The organism is Yoonia ponticola (assembly GCF_014199395.1).
GTDB classification, from domain to species: domain Bacteria; phylum Pseudomonadota; class Alphaproteobacteria; order Rhodobacterales; family Rhodobacteraceae; genus Yoonia; species Yoonia ponticola.
This window is the reverse complement of record NZ_JACIJM010000004.1, coordinates 121511-143611: the sequence shown is the minus strand read 5'-3', so window position 1 is coordinate 143611 and position 22101 is coordinate 121511. Positions and strand designations below refer to the sequence as shown.

Annotated in this window: 23 protein-coding genes and 1 tRNA gene; 13 read left to right on the top strand and 11 right to left on the bottom strand. The window is 57.4% G+C overall.

Going from position 1 to position 22101, the window contains the following annotated elements; all coding sequences use genetic code 11:
- Positions 1–10: 10 nt before the first annotated feature.
- Complete coding sequence (locus FHS72_RS08015) at positions 11–334, bottom strand: HesB/IscA family protein (RefSeq protein ID WP_183528373.1); 324 nt, start codon at positions 332–334, stop codon at positions 11–13.
- Between the two features lie 114 nt (positions 335–448).
- Between FHS72_RS08015 and FHS72_RS08010 the strand changes: the two genes are divergently transcribed.
- The 10 genes from FHS72_RS08010 (at position 449) to FHS72_RS07965 (ending at position 10556) form a co-directional block, all read left to right on the top strand.
- Positions 449–1609: a deoxyguanosinetriphosphate triphosphohydrolase gene (locus FHS72_RS08010; protein WP_183527861.1), complete on the top strand. Its 1161-nt coding sequence runs from the start codon at positions 449–451 to the stop codon at positions 1607–1609.
- 164 nt (positions 1610–1773) lie between these two features.
- Positions 1774–2391 carry a hypothetical protein gene (locus tag FHS72_RS08005; protein ID WP_183527860.1) on the top strand — a complete coding sequence of 206 codons (618 nt, stop codon included), beginning with the start codon at positions 1774–1776 and terminating at the stop codon, positions 2389–2391.
- Between the two features lie 66 nt (positions 2392–2457).
- Positions 2458–4299, top strand: coding sequence for a cation:proton antiporter (locus FHS72_RS08000; RefSeq protein WP_183527859.1), 1842 nt, complete (start codon positions 2458–2460; stop codon positions 4297–4299).
- 106 nt (positions 4300–4405) lie between these two features.
- Positions 4406–6142: an arginine--tRNA ligase gene (gene argS / locus FHS72_RS07995; protein WP_183527858.1), complete on the top strand. Its 1737-nt coding sequence runs from the start codon at positions 4406–4408 to the stop codon at positions 6140–6142.
- 84 nt (positions 6143–6226) lie between these two features.
- Positions 6227–7273 (top strand): SPOR domain-containing protein, encoded by a 1047-nt coding sequence (locus tag FHS72_RS07990; RefSeq protein WP_246414587.1) that lies wholly within the window; start codon positions 6227–6229, stop codon positions 7271–7273.
- Positions 7273–8259, top strand: a complete 987-nt coding sequence (locus tag FHS72_RS07985) for a glycoside hydrolase family 3 protein (protein WP_183527856.1) — start codon at positions 7273–7275, stop codon at positions 8257–8259. The genes FHS72_RS07990 and FHS72_RS07985 overlap by 1 nt, the downstream gene beginning before the upstream one ends.
- Before the next feature lie 8 nt (positions 8260–8267).
- Complete coding sequence (locus FHS72_RS07980) at positions 8268–9065, top strand: segregation and condensation protein A (RefSeq protein WP_183527854.1); 798 nt, start codon at positions 8268–8270, stop codon at positions 9063–9065.
- On the top strand, positions 9058–9696 hold the full coding sequence (scpB, locus tag FHS72_RS07975) for an SMC-Scp complex subunit ScpB (RefSeq protein ID WP_183527851.1): 639 nt from the start codon (positions 9058–9060) through the stop codon (positions 9694–9696). The genes FHS72_RS07980 and scpB overlap by 8 nt, the downstream gene beginning before the upstream one ends.
- Positions 9693–9869 (top strand): hypothetical protein, encoded by a 177-nt coding sequence (locus tag FHS72_RS07970; protein WP_183527849.1) that lies wholly within the window; start codon positions 9693–9695, stop codon positions 9867–9869. The genes scpB and FHS72_RS07970 overlap by 4 nt, the downstream gene beginning before the upstream one ends.
- Positions 9870–10319: 450 nt before the next feature.
- A complete protein-coding gene (locus tag FHS72_RS07965) occupies positions 10320–10556 on the top strand; it encodes a Fic family protein (protein WP_183527847.1) in 237 nt (78 codons plus the stop codon).
- Between the two features lie 18 nt (positions 10557–10574).
- Here the strand turns inward: FHS72_RS07965 and FHS72_RS07960 are convergent, their stop codons facing one another.
- The 9 genes from FHS72_RS07960 to FHS72_RS07920 all read right to left on the bottom strand — a co-directional run bounded on the left by FHS72_RS07960 (position 10575) and on the right by FHS72_RS07920 (position 17642).
- On the bottom strand, positions 10575–11660 hold the full coding sequence (locus FHS72_RS07960; protein WP_183527844.1) for a 2'-deoxycytidine 5'-triphosphate deaminase: 1086 nt from the start codon (positions 11658–11660) through the stop codon (positions 10575–10577).
- Between the two features lie 74 nt (positions 11661–11734).
- A tRNA-Pro gene (locus FHS72_RS07955) sits at positions 11735–11811 on the bottom strand.
- 67 nt (positions 11812–11878) lie between these two features.
- Complete coding sequence (locus FHS72_RS07950; RefSeq protein ID WP_183527843.1) at positions 11879–12646, bottom strand: MerR family transcriptional regulator; 768 nt, start codon at positions 12644–12646, stop codon at positions 11879–11881.
- A gap of 34 nt (positions 12647–12680) precedes the next feature.
- A complete protein-coding gene (gene ihfA / locus FHS72_RS07945; RefSeq protein WP_183527841.1) occupies positions 12681–12983 on the bottom strand; it encodes an integration host factor subunit alpha in 303 nt (100 codons plus the stop codon).
- A gap of 94 nt (positions 12984–13077) precedes the next feature.
- On the bottom strand, positions 13078–14049 hold the full coding sequence (locus tag FHS72_RS07940; RefSeq protein WP_183527839.1) for a beta-ketoacyl-ACP synthase III: 972 nt from the start codon (positions 14047–14049) through the stop codon (positions 13078–13080).
- 36 nt (positions 14050–14085) lie between these two features.
- The gene (gene plsX, locus FHS72_RS07935; RefSeq protein WP_183527837.1) at positions 14086–15189 is read right to left on the bottom strand and encodes a phosphate acyltransferase PlsX; all 1104 of its coding nucleotides are present in this window, start codon (positions 15187–15189) and stop codon (positions 14086–14088) included.
- A gap of 31 nt (positions 15190–15220) precedes the next feature.
- A complete protein-coding gene (gene rpmF, locus FHS72_RS07930; protein WP_183527835.1) occupies positions 15221–15427 on the bottom strand; it encodes a 50S ribosomal protein L32 in 207 nt (68 codons plus the stop codon).
- A gap of 233 nt (positions 15428–15660) precedes the next feature.
- On the bottom strand, positions 15661–16986 hold the full coding sequence (locus FHS72_RS07925) for a dicarboxylate/amino acid:cation symporter (RefSeq protein ID WP_221235378.1): 1326 nt from the start codon (positions 16984–16986) through the stop codon (positions 15661–15663).
- Positions 16987–17096: 110 nt separating this feature from the next.
- Positions 17097–17642: a YceD family protein gene (locus tag FHS72_RS07920; RefSeq protein ID WP_343042664.1), complete on the bottom strand. Its 546-nt coding sequence runs from the start codon at positions 17640–17642 to the stop codon at positions 17097–17099.
- Positions 17643–17724: 82 nt separating this feature from the next.
- On the opposite strand from FHS72_RS07920, the gene FHS72_RS07915 reads away from it, so the two are divergent.
- The 3 genes from FHS72_RS07915 to FHS72_RS07905 all read left to right on the top strand — a co-directional run bounded on the left by FHS72_RS07915 (position 17725) and on the right by FHS72_RS07905 (position 20991).
- Complete coding sequence (locus FHS72_RS07915) at positions 17725–18219, top strand: outer membrane protein assembly factor BamE (protein WP_183527833.1); 495 nt, start codon at positions 17725–17727, stop codon at positions 18217–18219.
- A gap of 138 nt (positions 18220–18357) precedes the next feature.
- Positions 18358–19095: a GNAT family N-acetyltransferase gene (locus FHS72_RS07910; protein ID WP_246414585.1), complete on the top strand. Its 738-nt coding sequence runs from the start codon at positions 18358–18360 to the stop codon at positions 19093–19095.
- A gap of 84 nt (positions 19096–19179) precedes the next feature.
- The gene (locus tag FHS72_RS07905; protein WP_183527831.1) at positions 19180–20991 is read left to right on the top strand and encodes an ABC-F family ATP-binding cassette domain-containing protein; all 1812 of its coding nucleotides are present in this window, start codon (positions 19180–19182) and stop codon (positions 20989–20991) included.
- Positions 20992–21056: 65 nt separating this feature from the next.
- Here FHS72_RS07905 and FHS72_RS07900 read toward each other — a convergent pair whose 3' ends face one another.
- Positions 21057–22061: a Fe(3+) ABC transporter substrate-binding protein gene (locus FHS72_RS07900; protein ID WP_183527829.1), complete on the bottom strand. Its 1005-nt coding sequence runs from the start codon at positions 22059–22061 to the stop codon at positions 21057–21059.
- Positions 22062–22101 lie beyond the last annotated feature (40 nt).

Below are 22101 nucleotides of genomic sequence, written 5' to 3'. Positions count from 1 at the left end.
GTGGCTCATGCTACATTGAGAACGACGTGCCGCAGCCGCAGGACGACGTAGCATTGGGATTTTCGATCACAAAGCGCGCGCCGATCAATTCCTCGGAGAATGTAATCACAGCTTCGGTCAGGAACGGCAACGAGACGCTATCAATCAGCACCTTTTCACCATGGCCCTCAAGGACCAGATCGTCGTCCTTAGGCTCGTCCAGATCAATCTCGTACTGGAAACCGGAACAGCCGCCGCCTTCAACCGCGACGCGCAGGGCCTTACCTTGGGCAGCGGCACCAATCTCGGCGAGGCGTTCAAACGCGCGTTCTGTGACTTTTGGGGGCAGGGTCAGCATCTTGGCACCTTACGGTTCTGTTACATTTGTAATATAGAGGCGTCAGGCAAACACAACAAGGCCACGTTGGGCAAGACGCGGTTTTGTGAAGATAAAAGGGCAGGGACACCAATGGCAGCCCCCTATGCAACCGACCCCGCAAATCCGCGCGGGCGGCTTTATCCTGAGGAAGAAAGCGAATTTCGCTCGCCTTTCCAGCGGGACCGCGACAGGATCATCCACGCAAGCGCCTTTCGGCGGCTGAAACATAAAACCCAAGTGTTCATTGAACACGAGGGCGATTATTTCCGCACCCGTCTGACCCATTCGATTGAAGTGGCACAAGTCGGGCGGACCGTGGCGGCCGCACTTGATTTGAATGTTGAACTAACCGAGGCCGTGGCGCTGGCCCACGATCTGGGCCACACGCCTTTTGGGCACACGGGCGAAGAGGCGCTGGATGCGCTGATGGCCCCCTACGGCGGTTTTGACCACAACGCACAGGCGCTGCGGATCGTCACCGATCTGGAACGGCACTACGCGGAATGGGATGGCTTGAACCTGACATGGGAGACGCTGGAAGGCATCGCCAAACACAACGGACCTGTCACGGGCGACATTCCTTACGCGCTTGCGGCCTACAATGAAATTCAAGACCTAGAGCTGCACACTCACGCCAGCGCCGAGGCCCAAGTCGCGGCACTGGCCGATGATATTGCGTATAATAACCACGACTTACACGACGGTCTTCGTGCAGAATTATTTAGCACTGACGATCTGGCGGAACTGCCGATCCTGGACGAGTGTTTTAAGCGCGTGGACCACAAATATCCGGGTTTGAACTACTATCGCAGGCGGCACGAAGCCCTGCGACGGTTCTTTGGCATTCTTGTCGAAGACGTCATTAAGGTGGCGCGGCGCAATCTGGCAGAGCTTGATCCGGCGTCGGTGCATGACATCCGGCACGCGGGCCGCATGATGATCCAATTCACGCCGGAAATCTGGACCGACCTGAAAGTCATCCGGCAATTTCTGTTCGACCGCATGTACCGCGCACCGGCTGTCGTCGAGATGCGTGTCGAGGTCACAGCGATGGTCAACGATCTGTTTCCGTTCTTTATGGAAAACCCGAATGAGCTGCCCAAACAATGGCGCAAAGACGTGGATGCGGCCCCCGATCATATCGCGCTGGCGCGGATCGTGGCGGATTATATCGCAGGCATGACCGACCGCTTTGCGATCCAAGAACACGGACGACTGCTGGGTGGTACGTCTGCTTTTAAAGGCACCTAACGCGGCACGGAAAACTGGGGAGAGTTAATAAATGGTTAATTTTCCCCAGAAACGACACATTCGCGACATGAATTCGACCAGCGGCCTAGGCTAAATCAAGGCAACAGTAGGTCTAAATGCGCGTCGCAGGCGGATCTCTTGATGAAGTCAAAGAGGGTCGTTCCGTGAAAATAGCGCATATATCATCTGGCATTTTGCTCGCACTGGCGATTGACGCTGGCGCGGCAGCAGCCGCGACCACGATCTACACCGACCGTGCCGCGTATGATATTGCCACAGGCGGCAGTCTGAACTTTGAAGACTTCAGCGACGCCAGTTTTCAGAATATGTCGATTTCAAGCGATGCTGGGTTTGTCACCAACAGCGGTGTTTTTCGCGACAGCCCATCAGTTGGACTTTTTGGAATTGGCGCTAATACAACGACATATAGCTTTTCAACCGCAACAACTGCTTTTGGTGGGGATTTTGATCTGGCGCTGGGTGGGACTGGCACCGGATTGCAATTTACCCTCAGCAACGGAGAGATCGTATCGCAAGAGATCAACGCGCCTTACGACGGGTTCTGGGGTTTTGTGTCCGATCTGTCGTTTGCATCGCTGACTGTCAGCACCGGATCACAAAGCGGTCGTGCTGAAACGCATACTTTAGACAACCTTTCATTCGGTCTGGCGGCACCCATTGCCCCCGTGCCGCTGCCTGCGGGACTACCCTTGTTGTTGTCTGCATTGCTCGGTTTCTTTGGTCTGCGTCGGTGGTCACGTCGTCCACATACCGCCGCGTAATGATTGACGGTACTTTTACGAGCTAATTCCGCGTGGTAGGTACGTCCGACCACAGGAGAGACCATCATGGCTATCGAATCCGCATCGGGCCTAAGCCCCGTCGAAGCAATTGCGCTTGTCGGCGTTCTTGGCGTGGGGTCCCAATGGCTCGCGTGGCGATTGCGGATGCCTGCCATTGTTTTGATGCTCGTCGCGGGGATTATCATTGGTCCTGTGCTGGGCATCTTTGATCCGGCCCGTGATATCGGTCCTCTGACAGGTCCGATGATTTCGATTGCGGTTGCGATTATCCTGTTCGAAGGCGGTCTGACCCTGAACTTTCACCATCTGCGTGACGCGGCTGTCGGTGTGCGGCGGCTGGTGTTTATCGGTGCGCCGCTTGGCTGGTTTACCTCTGTTTTGGCGCTGCATTACGGGGCAGGGCTGGGCTGGGAAAGCTCGGCTGTGTTCGGCGGTATCATGATCGTCACAGGCCCCACCGTGATCGCACCGTTGTTGCGGACGGCACGTTTGTCGCGACGTCCTGCGGCCTTGTTGCAATGGGAAGCCATCGTGAACGATCCGATCGGCGCATTGGCTGCTGTGCTGGCGTTTTCGGTTGTGTTGGTCCTGAATACCGAAGGCACGACGCCGACCGAGGCCACAATGGAACTCGCGATTGGCGTCGTCGTGGCATCGATCCTTGGCTGGATCGGTGGCTACGGATTGTCACGCGCGTTCAAGCGGGCGTGGGTGCCGGAATACATGAAGGTCCCCGTGCTGTTCACGCTACTACTGGCCGTTTTCGCCATTTCGGACGCGGTTCTGCACGAAAGCGGCTTGCTTGCCGTGACCGTCATGGGCGTTGTGATCGCGAATGCCAACCTGCCTAGCTACACCGAATTGCTGCGTTTCAAAGAACACGCGACGATCTTGTTGGTGTCTGGTGTCTTCATCCTGCTGGCCGCGAACCTCGATTTTGCGGCGCTCAAGCAGTTGGACCTGCGGGCTGCGGGCTTTGTCTTGCTGGTGGTTCTCGTGGCACGTCCGTTGACCGTTTTTGTGTCACTGATCGGATCGAAGTTGCCGTTCAAAGAGCAAGCGCTAGTGGCCTTTACCGGCCCGCGCGGCGTGGTTTTGATCGCGGTGGCAGGGCTGTTCGGCGAACGCTTGCAAGAGTTGGGCATCGAAGACGCGGCACTGATCGGACCGCTGGCCTTTGTGCTGGTGGCGTTTACTGTTGTGCTACACGGCTTTACCTTGGCCCCGTTCGCGCGGTTTCTTGGCCTGACGGGCGCAAGCACCCCCGGTGTGATCCTGATTGGTGGATCGCGGTTCACCACAGGCATGGCCGAAGCGCTGCAAAAAGCGGAAATTCCCGTGCTGATGACTGACCCGAACTTTGGCCACCTGCGCCGTGCGCGTAGCGCTGGCATCCCGACGTTCTCGGGCGATATCCTGTCTGAGGCGGCTGAAAATCGGCTTGAATTCATCAACTACGCCACCTTGGTCGCGGCCACGGATAACGACGCCTATAACACGCTTGTCGCAACCGATCTTTCGCCGGAATACGGGCGCGAAAACGTGTTTCAGATCATGCGTGAAAAAGCGGACAGCGCGCGGCACCAATTGCCGCGGACTTTGGGCGGGCAACGTTTTGGGCCGGAAAAGCCCTTCCGTGAATTGGAAGCGTTGGTCATAGAAGGCTGGACCTTCCGCATCACGCGCCTGACCGACGAATTCGGGTTTACCCAATGGCGCGACGAACACCCTGAATCGATCCTGCTCGGCTGGATGCCCGAAGGCGGAGCGATCAAACTGGTGCGGCACAACGCCGACATCAAAAGCAGCGCGGGACTACGCCTGATCGCACTGCGGCCGCCATCCGCCAATGGCAGCACACAGCCGCCAGCGGAAGCAGGGACATAAACGGCGAACCTGCTTGGATCGTAGCTTTTGCGTCCATCCCACCAATTGACCTACACGCCAATAGTGGTAGACGGACGGCTTACACCGATAGAAATGTGAAAACGCTATGAACCTCTTTGCTGATATTCGGGCTGTTGTGATTGACAGTCTTGACGCTCTTGTTGCTGACGGCACGCTGCCTGGCGGTCTGTCCTTTGACAATGTTGCGGTCGAGCCGCCCCGAGATGCAGCACATGGTGACATGGCGACCAATGCCGCGATGGTGCTGGCGAAACCCGCCAAGATGAACCCGCGTGCGATTGCCGACGCGCTGGCTGGCAAACTGACCGCTGATGCGCGGATTGCGTCTGCCGAAGTCGCAGGGCCGGGGTTCTTGAACATGCGGCTCACGCCGGATGTCTGGCAGGGTGTGGTGAAGGCTGCGCTGACGGATGTGGATTACGGTAAATCCACGCTCGGCCAAGGCAAAAAGATGATGGTGGAATATGTGTCCGCCAACCCCACTGGTCCGCTTCACGTCGGTCACACGCGGGGCGCTGTGTTCGGCGATGCGCTGGCTACGTTGCTGGCCTATGCGGGTTATGACGTCACCAAAGAATACTACATCAACGACGGCGGCGGCCAAGTTGACGTGCTCGCGCGGTCTGTATTCCTGCGGTATCAAGAGGCGCACGGTCAAAAGGTCGCGTTCGAGGACGGCACCTATCCGGGTGATTATCTGATCCCTGTCGGTCAGGCGTTGAAAGACAAAGTCGGCGACGCCTATATCGGCAAAGGCGAAGACGTCTGGCTGCAAGATATTCGCGAATTCTCTACCGAAAAGATGATGGACCTGATCCGGTCCGATCTGGCGGCGTTGAACATCGAGATGGATAACTTCTTTTCCGAAAAGTCGCTCTATGGCACAGGCTTGATCGAATCCGCGATTGCGGAACTCAAGGAAAAAGGTCTGATCTACCAAGGCACGCTGGAACCACCAAAGGGCAAAATGCCCGACGATTGGGAAGCGCGTGAGCAAACGCTGTTCAAATCCACCGACTTTGGCGACGACCAAGACCGTGCTGTGCAGAAATCAGACGGGGCGTGGACCTACTTTGCACCGGATATCGCGTATCACTACGACAAGGTGAACCGTGGCTTTGACGCGCTGATCAACGTGTTTGGCGCGGATCACGGCGGCTATGTGAAACGGATGAAGGCGGCTGTGTCTGCGTTGTCCGACAACAAAGTGCCGCTGGATATCAAGCTGACGCAGCTGGTCAAACTCTACAAAAATGGCGAGCCGTTCAAAATGTCCAAACGGGCAGGGACATTCGTGACCCTGCGTGATGTGGTCGATCAAGTGGGCGCAAGCGTCACACGGTTCCACATGCTAACCCGCAAAAACGACGCGCCGCTGGACTTTGATTTTGCCAAAGTGTTGGAACAATCCAAAGACAACCCCGTGTTCTACGTGAACTACGCCTATGCGCGGATCAATTCCGCCACGGCAAAGGCGGCGGCATTCACCGATGTTGCACCAGACACGTTGGCGACCATTGACCTGTCCGGCCTCACAAATGACGCCGAACTGACCGTCGCCAAAAAGCTGGCCGAATGGCCGCGTCTGGTTGAGATCGCTGCCAAAGGCCACGAGCCGCATAAAATCGCGTTTTACCTCTACGAATTGGCCTCCGATTTCCACGCGCTCTACAACAAAGGCAACGACGATGTGTCTCTGCGCTTTGTTCAAGAGGGTGACGTTTCGACAACACAGGCGAAAATTGCACTGATTCGCGCCGTTTCGGTTGTGATCGTGGCTGGCTTGGGTATTCTTGGGGTCACTCCTGCGGAAGAGATGTAGTCAACTACACCGCTGTAGGACCGAGCAAACTTTAGATGATCAGCACCCGGCGGCGATGGCCGGTTAAGTTGGCGCGAGGCAGGCATGGCGATATACGACGAGCGGGATAAATCCCAATCCTTTGTGCAATCCGGTTCATTGATGAACTATGCAGGGGCGGCAGTGTCACTTGCATTAGTCGTGGGCGTCAGCGTCTGGGGCTATCAGTTGATTATGCGTGACGTGTCCGGCATTCCGGTTGTCCGTGCGATGGACGGTGCGATGCGCGTGGCCCCACAAACGCCGGGCGGTGATATTGCATCCCACGAAGGTCTGTCTGTGAACGACGTGGCGGGTATTGGCGAGGCGGCAGGTCCGTCCGACAGCTTGCTCTTGGCACCGCAAACCGCTGGTCTGGCCGAAGAAGATTTGAGCGTTGAGCCATTGATCGACGATAACCTACATCTGGAATCGCAAGCCGAAGCGGGCGAAGTGATGCCAGCAGCGGACGCGGCCCCGACCGAGGCGCAAATTCCAACCGCACTTGAAACATCCGTGACAACAGACGCGACAGAGCGACTAACCACCGAAGGTATCCTCGCACTTGCCGACCAGATCGCGGGAACTGCCACACCGATGACAGCCCTTGCTGACGGCGCCACAATCGAGCCGACAGTGTCCGTGGACGGTGTCGACGTTGCATCCGCACCAGCGGTCGCCCCAAGCGTGCCGGGTGTGTCAACATCGCTGCGACCAACCGTGCGCCCAGCCAGCGTGACACAAGCATCCGCGACACCATCAGCAGCGCCCACAGCGGCAGCGCCACAAGTCGCAGATACAAGCACAGCCGTTGCAGCCGCCTTGGCTGAAGCAACCGTTGCCACCGACGGCGCGTTGCCCGTTGGCACCAACCTTGTGCAGCTCGGCGCGTTCCCATCCGCAGACACGGCCGCTGCCGAATGGACCCGCATGGCGTCTTTGTTCGCCGATTACATGGGCGACAAATCCCGCGTGATCCAAGAAGCATCCAGCGGCGGCAGCACCTTCTACCGCTTGCGGGCCAGCGGCTTTACCGAAGCGGCAGACGCCCGCCGGTTCTGCGCCACACTGCAAGCCGCTAACGCTGATTGTATTCCGGTCGTTGTACGTTAATGACAATTGGTGCGACGACTTTTGCACCTTTGGGGTTGCGGCTAAGCGATTGGGAAAAAGCGTTCTTTCGGGACGCGAACCCGTGGGGCTTTATCCTGTTTGCCCGCAACGTGGACACGCCAGAGCAGCTACGTCTGCTCACGGCTGAACTGCGCGAGACCGTAGGCCGCGACGCTGCAATTATGATTGACCAAGAAGGCGGGCGCGTTCAACGGATGCGCGCGCCGCACTGGGCCGAATACCTGCCGCCATTGGATCAAGCCGATAAAGCAAAGGATGCCGCGCATAGTTTCTGGCTGCGTGCCCGTCTGATCGCGGCAGAACTGCGTGACGTGGGCATTGACGCCAACTGCGGGCCGACCTGCGACATTGCCTCTAATGAGACCCATCCATTCTTGCAAAACCGCTGCATGGGCCGCGATCCTGCGACGGTGATTGCCAATGCGCGTGCCGTCGCTGACGGCTATCTTGCGGGCGGTGTGCTGCCGATCCTGAAACACATGCCGGGGCATGGGCGCACAACCGTGGACAGCCACTTGAACCTGCCCACTGCCAACGCGACCTTGTCAGAGGCCCGCGACTGGGACTTTGCCCCGTTCCGTGCGCTCAACGACGTGCCGCTTGGCATGTCCGCGCATATGGTCTTTCCCGAGGCGGGCGATCTGCCAGCCACCCAAAACCCGACGCTCATCAATGCGATCCGCCGCGACATCGGCTTTGAGGGCTTGCTGATGACCGATGATTTGTCGATGGAAGCCCTGTCCGGCACCATCGGTGAACGCGCCAGCGCATCGATCGCGGCTGGCTGCGACATGTCCTTGCATTGCAACGGCAAACCCGACGATATGACAGCCGTGGCCGCCGCATCCGGCACCATGACCGACGCGGCGCAGATCCGCGCAGACCGGGCGTTGACCTTCCGAAAAGCGCCCGAAAACATTGACATTTCAGCCCTCAAAGCGGACCTTGCAGCCCAACTTGGCTGAAGGCAGTTATGACCAATTCGGATACCTCTGAGCCTGACCTGATGAGCGTCAGCGAACGTGTCGCCGCCGAGGCGCTGATCGTTGACGTGGGCGCATTTGAAGGGCCGCTTGACCTGCTCTTGATGCTATCGCGGACGCAAAAGGTGGACCTGCGGCAAATCTCGATCCTTGCTCTGGCGAAACAATATCTGGCGTTTGTGGAAAAGGCCAAAGAACTGCGCCTTGAACTGGCGGCGGATTATCTGGTGATGGCGGCGTGGCTCGCATTCCTTAAATCGCGCCTCCTGCTACCGCCTGATCCAACCGAAGACGGCCCGTCCGGCGAAGAACTTGCCGCACATCTGGCGTATCAACTTGAACGGCTTGCCGCGATGCGCGAGGTCGCAGCCAAACTGATGGGCCGCGATCAGCTGGGCCGTGATTTCTTTGCCCGTGGAATCACCGAAGACGTGCAGCGCGTGCGCAAAGTCACCTACACCGCGACGCTTTTAGATTTGATGCAGGGCTACGCGCGGATCAGGACCAAAGACAACTTTCGCCCCTTCGTGCTGGACCGCGCCCACATCATGACGATGGAGCAAGCACTGGAACGGATGCGCGGCATGATCGGCTTTGCGGGCGACTGGACCGACCTGCAAAGCTATTTCCCCGACGGCTGGGACGCCGACGCAGTACGCACACGGTCGTCCACCGCGGCCACCTTTGCCGCGTCGCTGGAACTGGCCAAAGAGGGCAAAATCGAAATCCGGCAAGGCGAGATTTTCGCGCCAATCCAAATCCGCAAAAGGCTACCCCGCGATGAGTGATGTGCAAAACGAAAGCCTGTTCGAGGCGCCGCCATTGGCCGAACAAACCCGCATGGTCGAGGCGATCCTGTTTGCAACAGCGGACCCCGTGTCGATCAAGGAACTGACAGGCCGGATGCCGCACGGCTGCAATCCGGTCGAAGCGTTGGTGCATGTCGGCAAACGCTATGAAGGACGCGGCGTACATCTGGTCAAAATCGAAGACGCCTATGCGTTTCGCACAGCGCCGGACCTTGGCTACTTGATGCAAAAAGAAACGGTCGAGGTGCGCAAACTGTCCCGTGCCGCCATCGAGACGCTCGCCATCATCGCCTACCATCAACCCGCCACACGGGCCGAAATCGAAGAAATTCGGGGTGTTTCGGTGTCACGCGGCACCATCGACCAGTTGATCGAGTTGGAATGGGTGCGGCTCGGACGCCGCCGCATGACCCCAGGCCGCCCCGTGACATTTGTGGTGACAGCGGGTTTCCTAGACCACTTTGGGCTAGAAAACGCGCGCGACCTACCGGGCCTGAAAGAGCTCCGCTCTGCTGGATTGCTAGAGAACCGACCACCACCCGGCACAGGCGACGTGGACGAAGACACCAACGACGATCAAGCCGATATGTTCGAGGAGAGCGACGAATGAATATGCAATCACTGATCCGCATGGCAATGAACCAACTGGTATCCAAAGGCATCAACAAGGCAACGCAAGATAAAACGGGAACCGCCGAGGGGCGGGCGTCGGCGCAATCCAAACGCAAAAACGCACAACGAGCACGGCAGGCGGCGAATGTGTTGCGGCGGTTTATGCGGTAGGGTGCGCTAAAAACAATGCTTTCCGCTGACGTATTCACGAACCAGCCCTCGGTGCGTTGCATTCACATTTTAGACAGAGATACTTGATATTAAACCCAACGCATCGCATCTTGGACAGTGAAAGGACGACACATGACTTCGAAGAATTCAAATGCCGCTACGGTCACACGCACCGCAAAAACGGGTCAATATGTTGTCCGGAAAAGCGGCGGCGCGACCTCGACGCACACTGTTAAGTCAGAATCGTCAGCGGCTATTAGCAAGAGCGTGACGAAGAACAGAGACGCTTTGCAGCGACTGGCAAATCGGTAAACGCCATTACCGCGTAACATTCTCGGATGCGCTAGAAGCCCACGAGGAATCACTCGACGCCTTTGGTGGCCTACGCGGCATCAGCAACATTGATAACATACACGGCGCTCTTGGCCGTCCGTATCACGGCGTCATCGCATGATTTGGGCCAAGGGCGCGGCGTTACTGCATGGTGTTGCCTCTAGTCACGGCTTCAATGATGGGAACAAACGAACGTCGTGGCTACTCACTGAATTGTTGTTTGATCGTAGCGATTTTGAGCTGACCCTTTTAGATGACGACCGACTTGACGATATTGTTGTCAACGTCGTCAACGGCGACATGACACAGGTCGAATTGCAAGACTGGCTTAAGGCTCGGACAACTCGCAGATAGTCTGGAATTACGGCGGCCTCACCCAAAATGCTTCGACAGTTTCAGCCCTTGTCCTTGATAGTTCGACTTGATCTCGCGCCCATATAGCGCGTCCGGCATCGCTGCCATGTGTTCGTACACCAGCCGTCCCACGATCTGCCCGTGTTCCAGCACAAACGGGGCCTCGTGGCAGCGGACTTCGAGTACGCCGCGTGACCCTGATCCGCCAGCTTCGGCATAGCCGAACCCCGGATCAAAAAAGCCTGCGTAATGCACGCGGAACTCGCCGACCATCGCAATATACGGTGCCATTTCGGCGGCGGCCATGGGCGGGATCGCGATGGCTTCGCGGCTGACGAGGATATAAAACGCGCCGGGGTCGAGGATGATCCAACCTTTGTCGGTCCGCACTTCTTCCCAGTATTCCGCCGGATCGTAGTGGCCCAATTTGCCCAGATCAATCACGCCAGTATGCGGTTTGGCGCGGTAGCCGACCAGATCGGTGCCGTCGGGGCGCAGGTCTACGGAAAACCCGAGGCCGTCTGAGATCACCGCATCGCCGTCCACAATCGGCGTCTTGGCATGCAGCGCGCGCAGAGCGTCGTCGTCCATGATCGTTTTGCCATTGCGAAAGATAATCTGGTTCAGCATTTGGCCAGTTTGGGCGACGACTGAGAACGAGCGCGGGCAGATTTCGACGTAAAGCGGCCCGACGTAGCCCTCTGGTACGCGGTCAAACTCGATGCCGCGATCGGTGATCACGCGGGTCAGCAGGTCGAGCCTGCCGATGGATGACTTGGCCGAGGCCGCCGCCGTCATACCCGCAGGCAGGGCCAGCGATTCGATCAGCGGCACCACGTAAACGCAGCCTTTTTCCAGCACAGCGCCATTGGTCAGATCAATCTCGTGCATCTGAAATTGCGCTAGGCGGTCGGCAACTGTCCGGTCACGCCCCGCAAGAAACGACGCACGCACCCGAAACGCCTGATCCCCCAGACGCAGGTCAAGCGACGCGGGCTGGATTTGCCCGTCGGCCACGGGTGCGGTCGCGGCAATCTGCGCCGCATCCAACATGGCGCGGATTTGGTGATCAGCTAAAACGCCTACGGTTGGTGTCTGTGTCATGGCGTGTCTGTCTCCCAAGCGGGTTGTAATATCAAAACGCCCGCCACGCGAAAAGCGGGACGGGCGGTTATGATTGGTCGGGCTAGCAGGACTCGAACCTGCGACCTTCCGTCCCCCAGACGGACGCGCTACCAGGCTGCGCTATAGCCCGACTGGCGCTGTGTTTACCGCATATTCCACGCGGGGCAAGACCCAAATCAGCATGATGCGGTGATTGCTTACCAAGGATGGCGCATCTCGTCGCGCAGCTTGCCAAGACGGTCGAGAAGCGGTGCGATTTCGGCGGCCTTGGCCGTGATACGGGCGGGATCAGCGGTCACTGCATAGGCAAGACACCGTGCGGGCATGTCAGAGCGCGGGGCAGGGTTGGCGGGTAGAACCGGCTTTGGACGGCCAATGGACGACAGTGGCGTGACGTTGGCGGCAGGCGTGGTCGGGATGTCGAGGTCGGTGAAATCGTCAGTCGGTGCCGCTGCGGGCGGTGCGGCTGCGATGGGGTCGGCTGTGGGGGCAGGGTCCGGCACAGCCCGCGCGCCGACGATCTCAAGCCGCGTGGTGACGCGCGCTGGCGATGGTTCCGCGTCGGGTGCGAACATATCGGGCTGCGATGTATCTTCTTCTTCGGCATCAATAATGTCAGCGACAGCTTGCACGGTGGTGTCAGGGGACACAGCGACAGGCGGTTGCGCCATCATTGCGGGCGCTGACAGGTCGGCACCTTCGCCGATCTCCATCACATGTTTGACGCCTTGTTCGCGCAACAGCTTTTGCGCGCCTTTGATTGTCAGGCCCTGATCGTGCAGCAGATGTTTGATGCCGGACAGCAGCGCCACGTCATCGGGCCGGAAATAGCGTCGCCCGCCCGCACGTTTGACAGGCTTGATCTGGCTGAACTTGCTTTCCCAAAACCGCAACACATGCGCAGGGGTTTCAAGCACGTCTGAAACTTCCGAAATCGTTCGGAATGCATCACGTGATTTGGCCATGACTTAGCCTCGTTTTAAGGTGGGACCGACGTCTTTAGCGTTTGTTGCCAGAGGCGACGCGGTCTTTCATCAGGTGCGACGGACGGAATGTCAGAACGCGGCGCGGATGGATCGGCACTTCTTCGCCAGTCTTGGGGTTGCGGCCGACGCGGGCCGCTTTGTCGCGGATCGAGAATGTTCCGAAAGATGAAATCTTCACGGATTCGCCGGATACCAATGCGTCAGACACATGGGACAAAACGCTTTCTACCAAATCTGCACTGTCGTTGCGGGACAGGCCCACTTCGCTATGCACTGCATCTGCTAGATCCATGCGTGTTAATGTTTTGTCAGCCATGTACAATCCCCCGGTTATTTCAAGGACGATAGGCGCGTTCCAATTTCAAAGTCAATATAGACTACGCCTAATCACCTGTTTGCGCGGGATTTTTCTACCAGCGCAGAACGACAGCACCCCAAGCCAATCCACCGCCGATGGCTTCAGAGACGATCAGATCGCCTTGCTTGATCTGGCCGTTTTCCACGCCAACCGACAGCGCCAGCGGGATGGATGCAGCCGACGTATTGCCGTGATCTTGGACAGTCACAACGACGCGGTCCATGCCAACGCCCAGCTTTTTCGCGGTCGATTGGATGATGCGAATGTTGGCCTGATGGGGCACAACCCAGTCCACATCGTCAGCCCCAAGCCCTACTTTTTCAAGCGCTGTATCCGCAGTTTTGGCAAGCTTTTCAACGGCATGGCGGAAAACTTCTTTGCCCTGCATTTTCAGCACGCCAGTGTTTTGCGTCGCAACACCACCGTCTACGTAGAGTAGTTCCCCGAAACTCCCGTCAGAGTTGAGGTCGGTCGCAAGGATGCCGCGATCGTCGTTTGTGCCTTCGCCATCCGTGGCCTCAAGCACCAATGCGCCCGCACCATCGCCGAACAAAACGCAGGTCGAACGGTCGGTCCAATCCATGATCCGGCTAAAGGTTTCAGCGCCGATGACCAGCACACGTTCTGCTTGGCCCGACAGGATCAAAGCGTTGGCATTTGTCAGCGCATACACAAATCCGGCGCAGACCGCTTGGATGTCAAAAGCGAATCCCTTGGTGTTGCCGATCTTGTGCTGGACCATCGTGGCCGCCGACGGGAACGTTTGATCCGCAGTCGAGGTGGCAACGATGATGGCGTCGATATCATTTGCGGTTAGACCCGCAGATTTTAACGCATTGTTAGCAGCTTGTGCGGCAAGATCAGATGTACCCTGATCTGGGGCCGCAAAATGACGACGTTCGATTCCAGAACGGGCTTTGATCCACTCGTCCGTGGTTTCAAGCGTTTTTTCGAATTCGGAGTTTGGAACGATCCGCTCAGGAAGGTAGTGACCAACCCCCCGAACCACTGCACGTCGTGTCATGTATATTGCCTGCTGCCGGTTGGTACGTGACGCATTCTATGACGGCGCGTCAGTTTCTTCTCGCACATCTTGGGCTAGGCTGACGGCAGAGGCAACCCGCGCTGCGAGTTTGTCAGAAAAACCTGACCGCGCGAGGCGATGGGCCAAGTTGATCGCTGCCGCAACACCCGTTGCATCTGCTGAACCATGGCTTTTAATCACCGTATGGTTGAGCCCAAGGAACACGCCACCGTTTACACGGCGCGGGTCAACTTTTTTCGTCAAAGCCTTTAGCGCGCCTTTTGCGAGTAACGCGCCCAGCATCGACAATGGATTCGATTTCAGGTTCGTGCGTAGCAATTCTGCGATCAGATTTGCGGTGCCTTCCCCTGTTTTCAACGCGACATTGCCAGTGAAACCGTCGGTGACAATCACGTCCACGCGGTCAGACGGGATATCGCCACCTTCAACAAAACCGATATACTCGAAATCGCCTAAATCGGCGGCACCGGCAATCAGTTCATGTGCAACTTTGAGTTCGGCGCGGCCTTTGTGTTCTTCAACACCGACATTCAACAACCCAACGCGGGGCCGTGCAATGTCCAGACCGTTACGGGCATAAGACGCACCCATTAGCGCATAAGTCAGCAAATCGTCCTGATCTGCGCGAATATCCGCACCCGCATCCAGCATCACGTTGAACCCGGACGGGTTACGCGATGGCCACAGGCAGGCAATCGCCGGACGGCTCACGCCTTCGGCTTTGCGCAGGCGCAACATCGACATGGCCATTAGCCCGCCTGTGTTGCCGCAACTGATGCAGACTTGTGCCTGACCCGCGCGCACGGCTTCGATGGCGGACCACATTGATGTGTTCTTACCGCTACGCAAAACCTTGCTCGGCTTATCCGACATTTTCACGACTTCAGGTGCGTCGTGGACTGTCACGCTTGCGGTCAGGTTTTTGGCAACCAACATCGGCGTCAGTTCAGCCTCTGGACCATGAAGGATAACCTTCGCGTCCGGTTGCTTGTTCAAAAACAGCTCAAGGCCCGCAACAATAGTTGCAGGCCCAGAATCGCCACCCATGGCGTCAATGGAAAGCACGATCTCAGTAGCAGTGGCCTCGGTCGGAGTGGTATCCGTTACGGCATTCATCATGATACTGAGCGACCCCCCAACCTTGGGTAAATTAAGCTGCGTCGTCGTCCAGATCGATGTCGTTTGCTTGCGCAACAACTTCGCGCTTGGCGTACTGACCGCAAGATGGGCAAACGTGGTGTGGGCGCTTCAGCTCACCACAGTTGTCACATTCGTTAGGGTTCGCAGCAACAAGTGAGTCGTGGGAACGACGGTTGTTACGGCGGGATTTGGATACTTTATTCTGCTGTACAGCCATTGTCTCGGCCCTTAATTTATGGGGCTAAACGCCCGGATGTATCTGTCTTTCGGGGGTCCTACGCCATTCCGGCAGCCCTGTCGAGACGCTATGTTCAAGAGCCGCGGAACATACTGCGATTCTTTTATCGTGCAAGGGGTGTTGCAGAGTTTTTTCAGGCAGACAACCGGCAGTTTGCCGATGTGGCCGTGAATGACCCGCCGCCGACCGTATCCGGTGGCGGCGGGTGGTGGTTATGCGGCTGCGTGGGGCATATGCGGTGCATCGTCAACGACACCCGCATCGGGGTCGTTAAAGACGTCCATATCGATCTTGCCTTCGCCTTTGGCTACGATTGTGGTCACAACCGCGTCGCCTGTGATGTTCACGGCTGTACGGATCATATCCATCAGGCGGTCGACACCCAGAATGATCGCGATGCCTTCAATCGGCAGGCCAACTTGGCCAAGCACCATGGTCAACATCACCAGTCCCACACCCGGCACACCAGCGGTCCCGATAGACGCAAGGATCGCCATACCGATGACAGTGATGTAGCCACCAAGCCCCAGATCAATGCCGTAGACATTGGCGAGGAACACCGTCGCCACACCTTGCATGATCGCGGTGCCGTCCATGTTGATCGTCGCGCCAAACGGGATACAGAACGATGCCACACCTTTATCAACGCCCACACGTTCGGTCACAGACCGGTAGGTCACAGGGATCGTCGCGTTCGAGCTGGCCGTTGAAAAGGCGAACACCTGCGCCGGACGCATCTTTTTCATAAAGATAATCGGGTTCAAGCCGCCCAGCACCTTGAGCATCAAGGACAACGTGCCAAACAGGTGGATCATCAGCGCCAAGACCAGCGTGATAACGTAGCCCAGAACTGGCAGGAACAAGCCCAGACCTTGTTCTGCAAAGGTTTTCGCGATCAGGCAGAACACACCATAAGGCGCGAACAGCATCACGATGCTGACGATCTTCATCATCACTTCGTTCATGTAAGTCGCGGCCGCGATGAACGGCTTGGATTCGTCACCGAGCATCAGAACAGCCACGCCCAAGATCACAGTGTAAAAGATCACCTGCAACATCTCGCCATTGGCAAAAGCCGCAATCGGGTTGGTTGGTACGATATTTGCAAACACGTCCCAGACAGCAGGGGCTTCGCCCGCGCTCACGCCAGAGGTGTCGATCCCTTCCATCACGAAACCAGCACCTGGTCCAATGAGCTGTGCCAGCACAATCGCCATGGCAATCGCACAGGCAGTTGTGAACAGATAAAGCGCAAAGGATTTGCCGCCTACACGGCCCAAGACGCGAATGTCACCGATACCAGTGACGCCGCCGATCAGTGAAAAGAACACCAACGGTACAACGAGCATCTTCAGCGCGTTCACGAACATCTTGCCGACCATGGCAAAGAAACCCGCCACGATATGCGTGTTAATAAAGTCGGACTGGATGGTGTTAAATATAACGCCGACGATAATGCCAACGCCCATGGCAACCATGATCTGCGCGGTGAGTGACATTTTCTTTTTGGAGGTTTTAGCCGTGTGCTGGTCCGTCATCTCGCTTCCCCTAAACTAGATACTATTATCACATGAGTGTGACACGAACCGGGGAAAAGTCAAAAGCCAGTTAACCTTTGAGTTGTAGATTAACCATTTGATGACAAGATTTACGGATCTTTGGCCTCTAACGCGGCTTTTAATGCACCAAGACCCGCAAACGGCTTTGCATCTTCGTCGGTCATCGGCGTTGCACCATCCTCGGCATATACGGCTTTGCCGAACTCGGCACCTTCGGCACGTGGGAATGGCGGGATCGCCAGCGACAGGGCTTCGGCCAGCAAGACGTTCAAATCCAGTACGCCGGGAATCGGTTCAACCGTGTCGTCTTCGGGCATTTCGGCTTCTGAGGCTTCGATTTCTTCAAACTCGGCGACGTAAGTGCGGGTGAACGGCTCGTCGATGCGGGTCACAACAGGGGCAAGCGTCACGACGCATTCCTGCACGACCGTCGCACCTAATTTGGCAACCAGATGCCAGTCACGGCCACCTTGGGGCGCAATTTCACCGTCCAGACGCAATTTGCGAATCTCTATGATTCCCATCTCGGCTGCGAGGGCCTTCAGCGCGTCGCGGTCTGGCATAAGATGAAAGGTGGTGGCTTTACGCGTTGCCAAATCGGCCATACGAAACTGTGTCAGCGGTTTATCGGCCACGGGCGTATCCATTCTTGAACAAGGAGGGGTGCATGATGTAGGTGGAATAAAAGCCAAGAGCACCCAAAGCAAGAGGTCAGTCATGAGCAGGAACATCAGCACACCCGGTGCCTACGTGCGACGGGTCGCTATGATTGCAGCCCTCGGGGTCGCTGTGGCGTGTACGCCGATCACCCGCAACCACGGATTTATCCCATTACCAGAAGACTTATCTGCGCTGACAATCGGCGTTGATACCCGCGATTCGGTGATCGCTGCGGTGGGTCCTGCGACCTCTGGCGGGGTGCTTGGGGAAAATACACTGTACTATGTGGCCAGCAAATTTGAACATTTCGGACCGTTTGAGCCAACCGAAGTCGACCGCCAAGTCGTCGCGATGAGCTTTAACGCTGGCGGCACATTGTCCAACGTCGAACGATTCACCCTGCAAGATGGGCGTGTGGTAACGCTTTCGCGGCGTGTGACCGACGACGGCATCGCGGATGTGACCGTGATCAGCCAGTTGCTTGGGTCTTTTGGTCAGATCAACGCAGGTCAATTCCTTGGCGAAAGCGGATCGAGCACCGACGGGATCTAAGACTGCGTTATCACAACGGGGTAATTTCTCGTGCGTGTCCGTGTATTCCATGCGATGCTCGGACATGCGTTTTGACGAGATGTACTTTGGGTTTGTGATGGGCTTTTTTGTGGTAATTCAACACTATGCGCGCGGATTATGCCGCCACGCCAGACCGATCACATGAATTCGGGTTTCCAAAAAGGACGGTATTTTGCGCGGTTCGCGCAGGATGCGGCGGATATCGCGGCCTGTCAGGCGTTGCGGCATCAGTGTTTCTTTGGCACGGCTGGGCTGGACGCAGATCAATTCGACGCGGCTTGGACCCATATGATGATCGAAGACGGGGCAGGCGGGCCGTTGGTCTGCACGTTCCGCATGCGACAATCCGCAGCGGCGGATATCGGTGCAGGCTACGCGGGTCAGTTCTACGACCTGACGCGGCTGTCACACACGGTTGGACCGCATATCGAAATCGGACGATTCTGCACCGACCCCGCCACACCTGATCCGCATATCCTGCGGGTGGCATGGGGGGCGCTGACGCGGCATGTGGACGCTTGTGATGCCAAAGTCCTGTTCGGTTGTACCAGCCTCACCGGCACCGACCCCGCACCATATCGCAAGATTATCAACGCCTTACACGCACGGCACCAAGGGCCAGCAGCGCTGATGCCACGCCCGCTGGCTGATGAAATTATCGCGCTAGATGCCGTGCAACCAGACGCGGAACCACGGCCTATGCCGCCACTGCTCCGGACATATCTGGCCATGGGTGGCTGGGTCAGTGACCACGCCGTTGTGGATCGGGTGATGCAAACGTTACATGTGCTAACAGTCGTCGAAATCGCGAAGATCCCGGCGGCGCGGGCAAAAGCACTGCGCGCGCTGGTCTGATCCGCCGGAGCCTCCGGCGGGAGTGTTAAGGCGAAATGAAGGAGAGGGCTTGCGCGTGAACGCGGACAGCACTAGCAGATGCGCATGGCACGTACACCCCTTCTCCAAATGTCCGACATCGCCCTGACTTTCGGCGGCGATCCTGTTTTCGAAGACCTGTCTCTGGTGGTTCAGCCCGGTGACCGTGTGGCGCTTGTTGGGCGCAACGGTTCTGGCAAATCCACCTTGATGAAGGTCATGGCCGGTCTGGTCGAAGCGGATAGCGGGGTGCGCGTCGCAGCGCCCGGCGTGTCCGTGGGCTACATGGAACAAGACCCGACGATGGAAGGCTACGCCACATTGGGCGATTACGCGGCCAGCGGTTTGGACATCGACGAAGCCTACCGTGTCGATATGGTGGCCGAAGGGCTGAAATTTGACCCAGCAGGCGACGTGAACACGGCCTCTGGCGGGGAACGCCGCCGCGCGGCACTGGCAAAATTGATGGCCGAAGCGCCTGAATTGATGCTGCTGGACGAGCCGACAAACCACCTTGATATCGAAGCGATTGCTTGGCTTGAAACAGAATTGAAAACGACGCGGGCGGGCTTTGTACTGATCTCGCACGACCGCGCATTTCTACGCGAATTGACCCGCGCAACCCTTTGGATTGACCGTGGCATGGTGCGCCGTGCCGAGCAGGGTTTCGACGGTTTCGAGGAATGGCGCGACAAGATTTGGGAAGAAGAAGACCAGCAGCGCCACAAGTTGAACCGCAAAATCAAAGCCGAAGCACGCTGGGCCGTTGAAGGCATTTCTGCACGGCGCAAACGCAACCAAGGTCGCGTACGGGCGCTGCAGGACCTGCGGGCGGAGAAGTCCGCGCAGATCACACGCCAAGGCACTGCGGCAATGGCCTTTGATGGCGGCGGCACGTCCGGTAAAAAGGTGGTCGAGGCATTCGGCCTGAGCAAATCTTTCGACGGCAAACAGATCGTCAAAGACTTTGACCTGACCGTACAACGCGGCGACCGGATCGCGTTTGTGGGCCCCAATGGTGTGGGAAAAACCACGCTTATCAAGATGTTACTGGGTCAAGTTCAACCAGATGAGGGCGAAGTCAAACTCGGCACGAACCTCGATATCGCGATCTTTGACCAAACCCGCGCCGCACTCGATCCTGACATGACGCTGTGGGATAACCTCGCCAGCGACCCGATCTTGGGTGCTAGCGGCAAATCAGACCAGATCATGGTGCGCGGCATGCCGAAACACGTGGTCGGCTACCTCAAAGAATTCCTGTTCGATGATGCACAAGCCCGCGCACCCGTCCGGTCCCTGTCCGGTGGTGAAAAAGCACGGCTGTTGCTGGCGAAACTCATGGCACGGGAAAGCAATTTCCTAATCCTCGACGAGCCGACAAACGATTTGGACATTGAAACGCTCGATCTGTTGCAAGACATCTTGGGCGACTACCCCGGGACTGTGCTGCTGGTCAGCCACGACCGTGATTTCCTAGACCGGACCGCAACCACCACCATCGCGATGGAAGGCAACGGTCAGGCCGTGGTCTATGCAGGCGGCTGGACCGACTACCGTGAACAACGCGGGGCCGAAACGCCAGAAGCGCCAAAATCCGTCGGCAAGCAATTGTCGGGAAAAGGCAAACAAGGCCAAGCGGTTGCACGTAAAACAACGCTATCCTTCACCGAAAAACATCGGCTCGAAGAACTGCCTGACGTGATCGCGAAAATCACAGCCGAGATCGAAAAGTTGACGACCTTGATGGCTGATCCCGCACTTTTCACCGAAAATCCGGTGAAATTTGAAAAGGCGACCGACGCGCTTGTCGCACGTCAGGCCGCCTTGGATGCTGCCGAAGAAGAATGGCTGGCTCTGGAAGAAAAAGCCTCTTAACTTCATTTTGCCCCAACAACTCTGGGGGGTGTGGGGGGCTAGCCCCCCACGGTCACGACGCCGATTTAGCCGTCGTAATCAACTTCTTCCATGATCCGCAATGCAGCCGCGCGGTGGCCTGCGATTTCGGTCAGGTCAGTCTCGTCTGCGGTCACCGGACCCCAGCTTTCGACCAGCTCGGACAATGGTGCGTCGGCCAGAACAGGGTATTCAAAGTTCAGTTCCGCGTAGATCGACTGTGCTTCTGGTGACACGAGGAATTCCATCAACTGCAACGCTTCTTCTTTGTTTGGTGCCGCTTGTGTCATCGCTACGCCGGATACGTTCACGTGTGATCCGCCGTCTTCGAATGTCGGGAATACCAGACGCACGCTTTCAGCCCATTCGGTCTGCTCTTCGTCCGCGAGCATTTTGCCCATGTAGTAAGTGTTGCCCAAAGCAATGTCGCATTCGCCGGCCCAGATTGCTTTGACCTGTGCGCGGTCGTTGCCTTCTGGCTTGCGGGCGAGGTTGTTTTTGATGCCTGCGACCCAGTCTTTCGCGTCTTCTTCGCCGTGGTGTGCGATTACGGCAGAGGCCAGCGCGAGGTTGTAGTTGTGCAAGCCTGAACGTGTGCAGATGCGGCCTTCCCATTTGTCGCTGGCAAGGTCTTCGTAGGTTGTGATTTCACCGTCTGCGACGCGGTCAAGCGATGCGTAAACGACGCGCGCGCGTGTTGTCAGGCCGAACCACTGGTTGTCTGTATCGCGCAGCGCTGGCGGGATCGCATTGGTCAGTACGTCGCTTTCGACGGCTTGCACAACGTCTGCGTCCACGATCTGTTTCAGGTTCGCGATATCGACGGTCATGACCAGATCGGCTGGCGACCGTGCGCCTTCGGCTTTCAGGCGCTCAACGATGCCTTCGCTCACGAATGCGAGGTTCACTGCGATGCCTGTTTCGGCTGTGAACGCGTCCATGACAGGCTGGATCAGCTCTGGCTGACGTGTTGTGTAGATGTTCACATCAGCGATGGCAGGGGCTGCCAAGGCAAGTGTGGACGTGGCGAGAAGACAGGTACGCAAGGACATTTGATGAACTCCAGTTATTGATAGGGTCCGTAAAGCCGAG

Coding starts and splice junctions, on each gene's coding strand:
- FHS72_RS07960 (WP_183527844.1), bottom strand. CDS start 11,660: ATGACACAGACACCAACCGTAGGCGTTTTAGCTGATCACCAAATCCGC.
- FHS72_RS07905 (WP_183527831.1), top strand. CDS start 19,180: ATGGCACGTACACCCCTTCTCCAAATGTCCGACATCGCCCTGACTTTC.
- argS (WP_183527858.1), top strand. CDS start 4,406: ATGAACCTCTTTGCTGATATTCGGGCTGTTGTGATTGACAGTCTTGAC.
- FHS72_RS07990 (WP_246414587.1), top strand. CDS start 6,227: ATGGCGATATACGACGAGCGGGATAAATCCCAATCCTTTGTGCAATCC.
- FHS72_RS08000 (WP_183527859.1), top strand. CDS start 2,458: ATGGCTATCGAATCCGCATCGGGCCTAAGCCCCGTCGAAGCAATTGCG.
- FHS72_RS07910 (WP_246414585.1), top strand. CDS start 18,358: ATGCCGCCACGCCAGACCGATCACATGAATTCGGGTTTCCAAAAAGGA.
- rpmF (WP_183527835.1), bottom strand. CDS start 15,427: ATGGCTGTACAGCAGAATAAAGTATCCAAATCCCGCCGTAACAACCGT.
- FHS72_RS07965 (WP_183527847.1), top strand. CDS start 10,320: ATGATTTGGGCCAAGGGCGCGGCGTTACTGCATGGTGTTGCCTCTAGT.
- FHS72_RS07940 (WP_183527839.1), bottom strand. CDS start 14,049: ATGACACGACGTGCAGTGGTTCGGGGGGTTGGTCACTACCTTCCTGAG.
- ihfA (WP_183527841.1), bottom strand. CDS start 12,983: ATGGCTGACAAAACATTAACACGCATGGATCTAGCAGATGCAGTGCAT.
- FHS72_RS07925 (WP_221235378.1), bottom strand. CDS start 16,986: ATGACGGACCAGCACACGGCTAAAACCTCCAAAAAGAAAATGTCACTC.
- plsX (WP_183527837.1), bottom strand. CDS start 15,189: ATGATGAATGCCGTAACGGATACCACTCCGACCGAGGCCACTGCTACT.
- FHS72_RS07950 (WP_183527843.1), bottom strand. CDS start 12,646: ATGGCCAAATCACGTGATGCATTCCGAACGATTTCGGAAGTTTCAGAC.
- scpB (WP_183527851.1), top strand. CDS start 9,058: ATGAGTGATGTGCAAAACGAAAGCCTGTTCGAGGCGCCGCCATTGGCC.
- FHS72_RS08010 (WP_183527861.1), top strand. CDS start 449: ATGGCAGCCCCCTATGCAACCGACCCCGCAAATCCGCGCGGGCGGCTT.
- FHS72_RS07900 (WP_183527829.1), bottom strand. CDS start 22,061: ATGTCCTTGCGTACCTGTCTTCTCGCCACGTCCACACTTGCCTTGGCA.
- FHS72_RS07985 (WP_183527856.1), top strand. CDS start 7,273: ATGACAATTGGTGCGACGACTTTTGCACCTTTGGGGTTGCGGCTAAGC.
- FHS72_RS07970 (WP_183527849.1), top strand. CDS start 9,693: ATGAATATGCAATCACTGATCCGCATGGCAATGAACCAACTGGTATCC.
- FHS72_RS07980 (WP_183527854.1), top strand. CDS start 8,268: ATGACCAATTCGGATACCTCTGAGCCTGACCTGATGAGCGTCAGCGAA.
- FHS72_RS07915 (WP_183527833.1), top strand. CDS start 17,725: ATGAGCAGGAACATCAGCACACCCGGTGCCTACGTGCGACGGGTCGCT.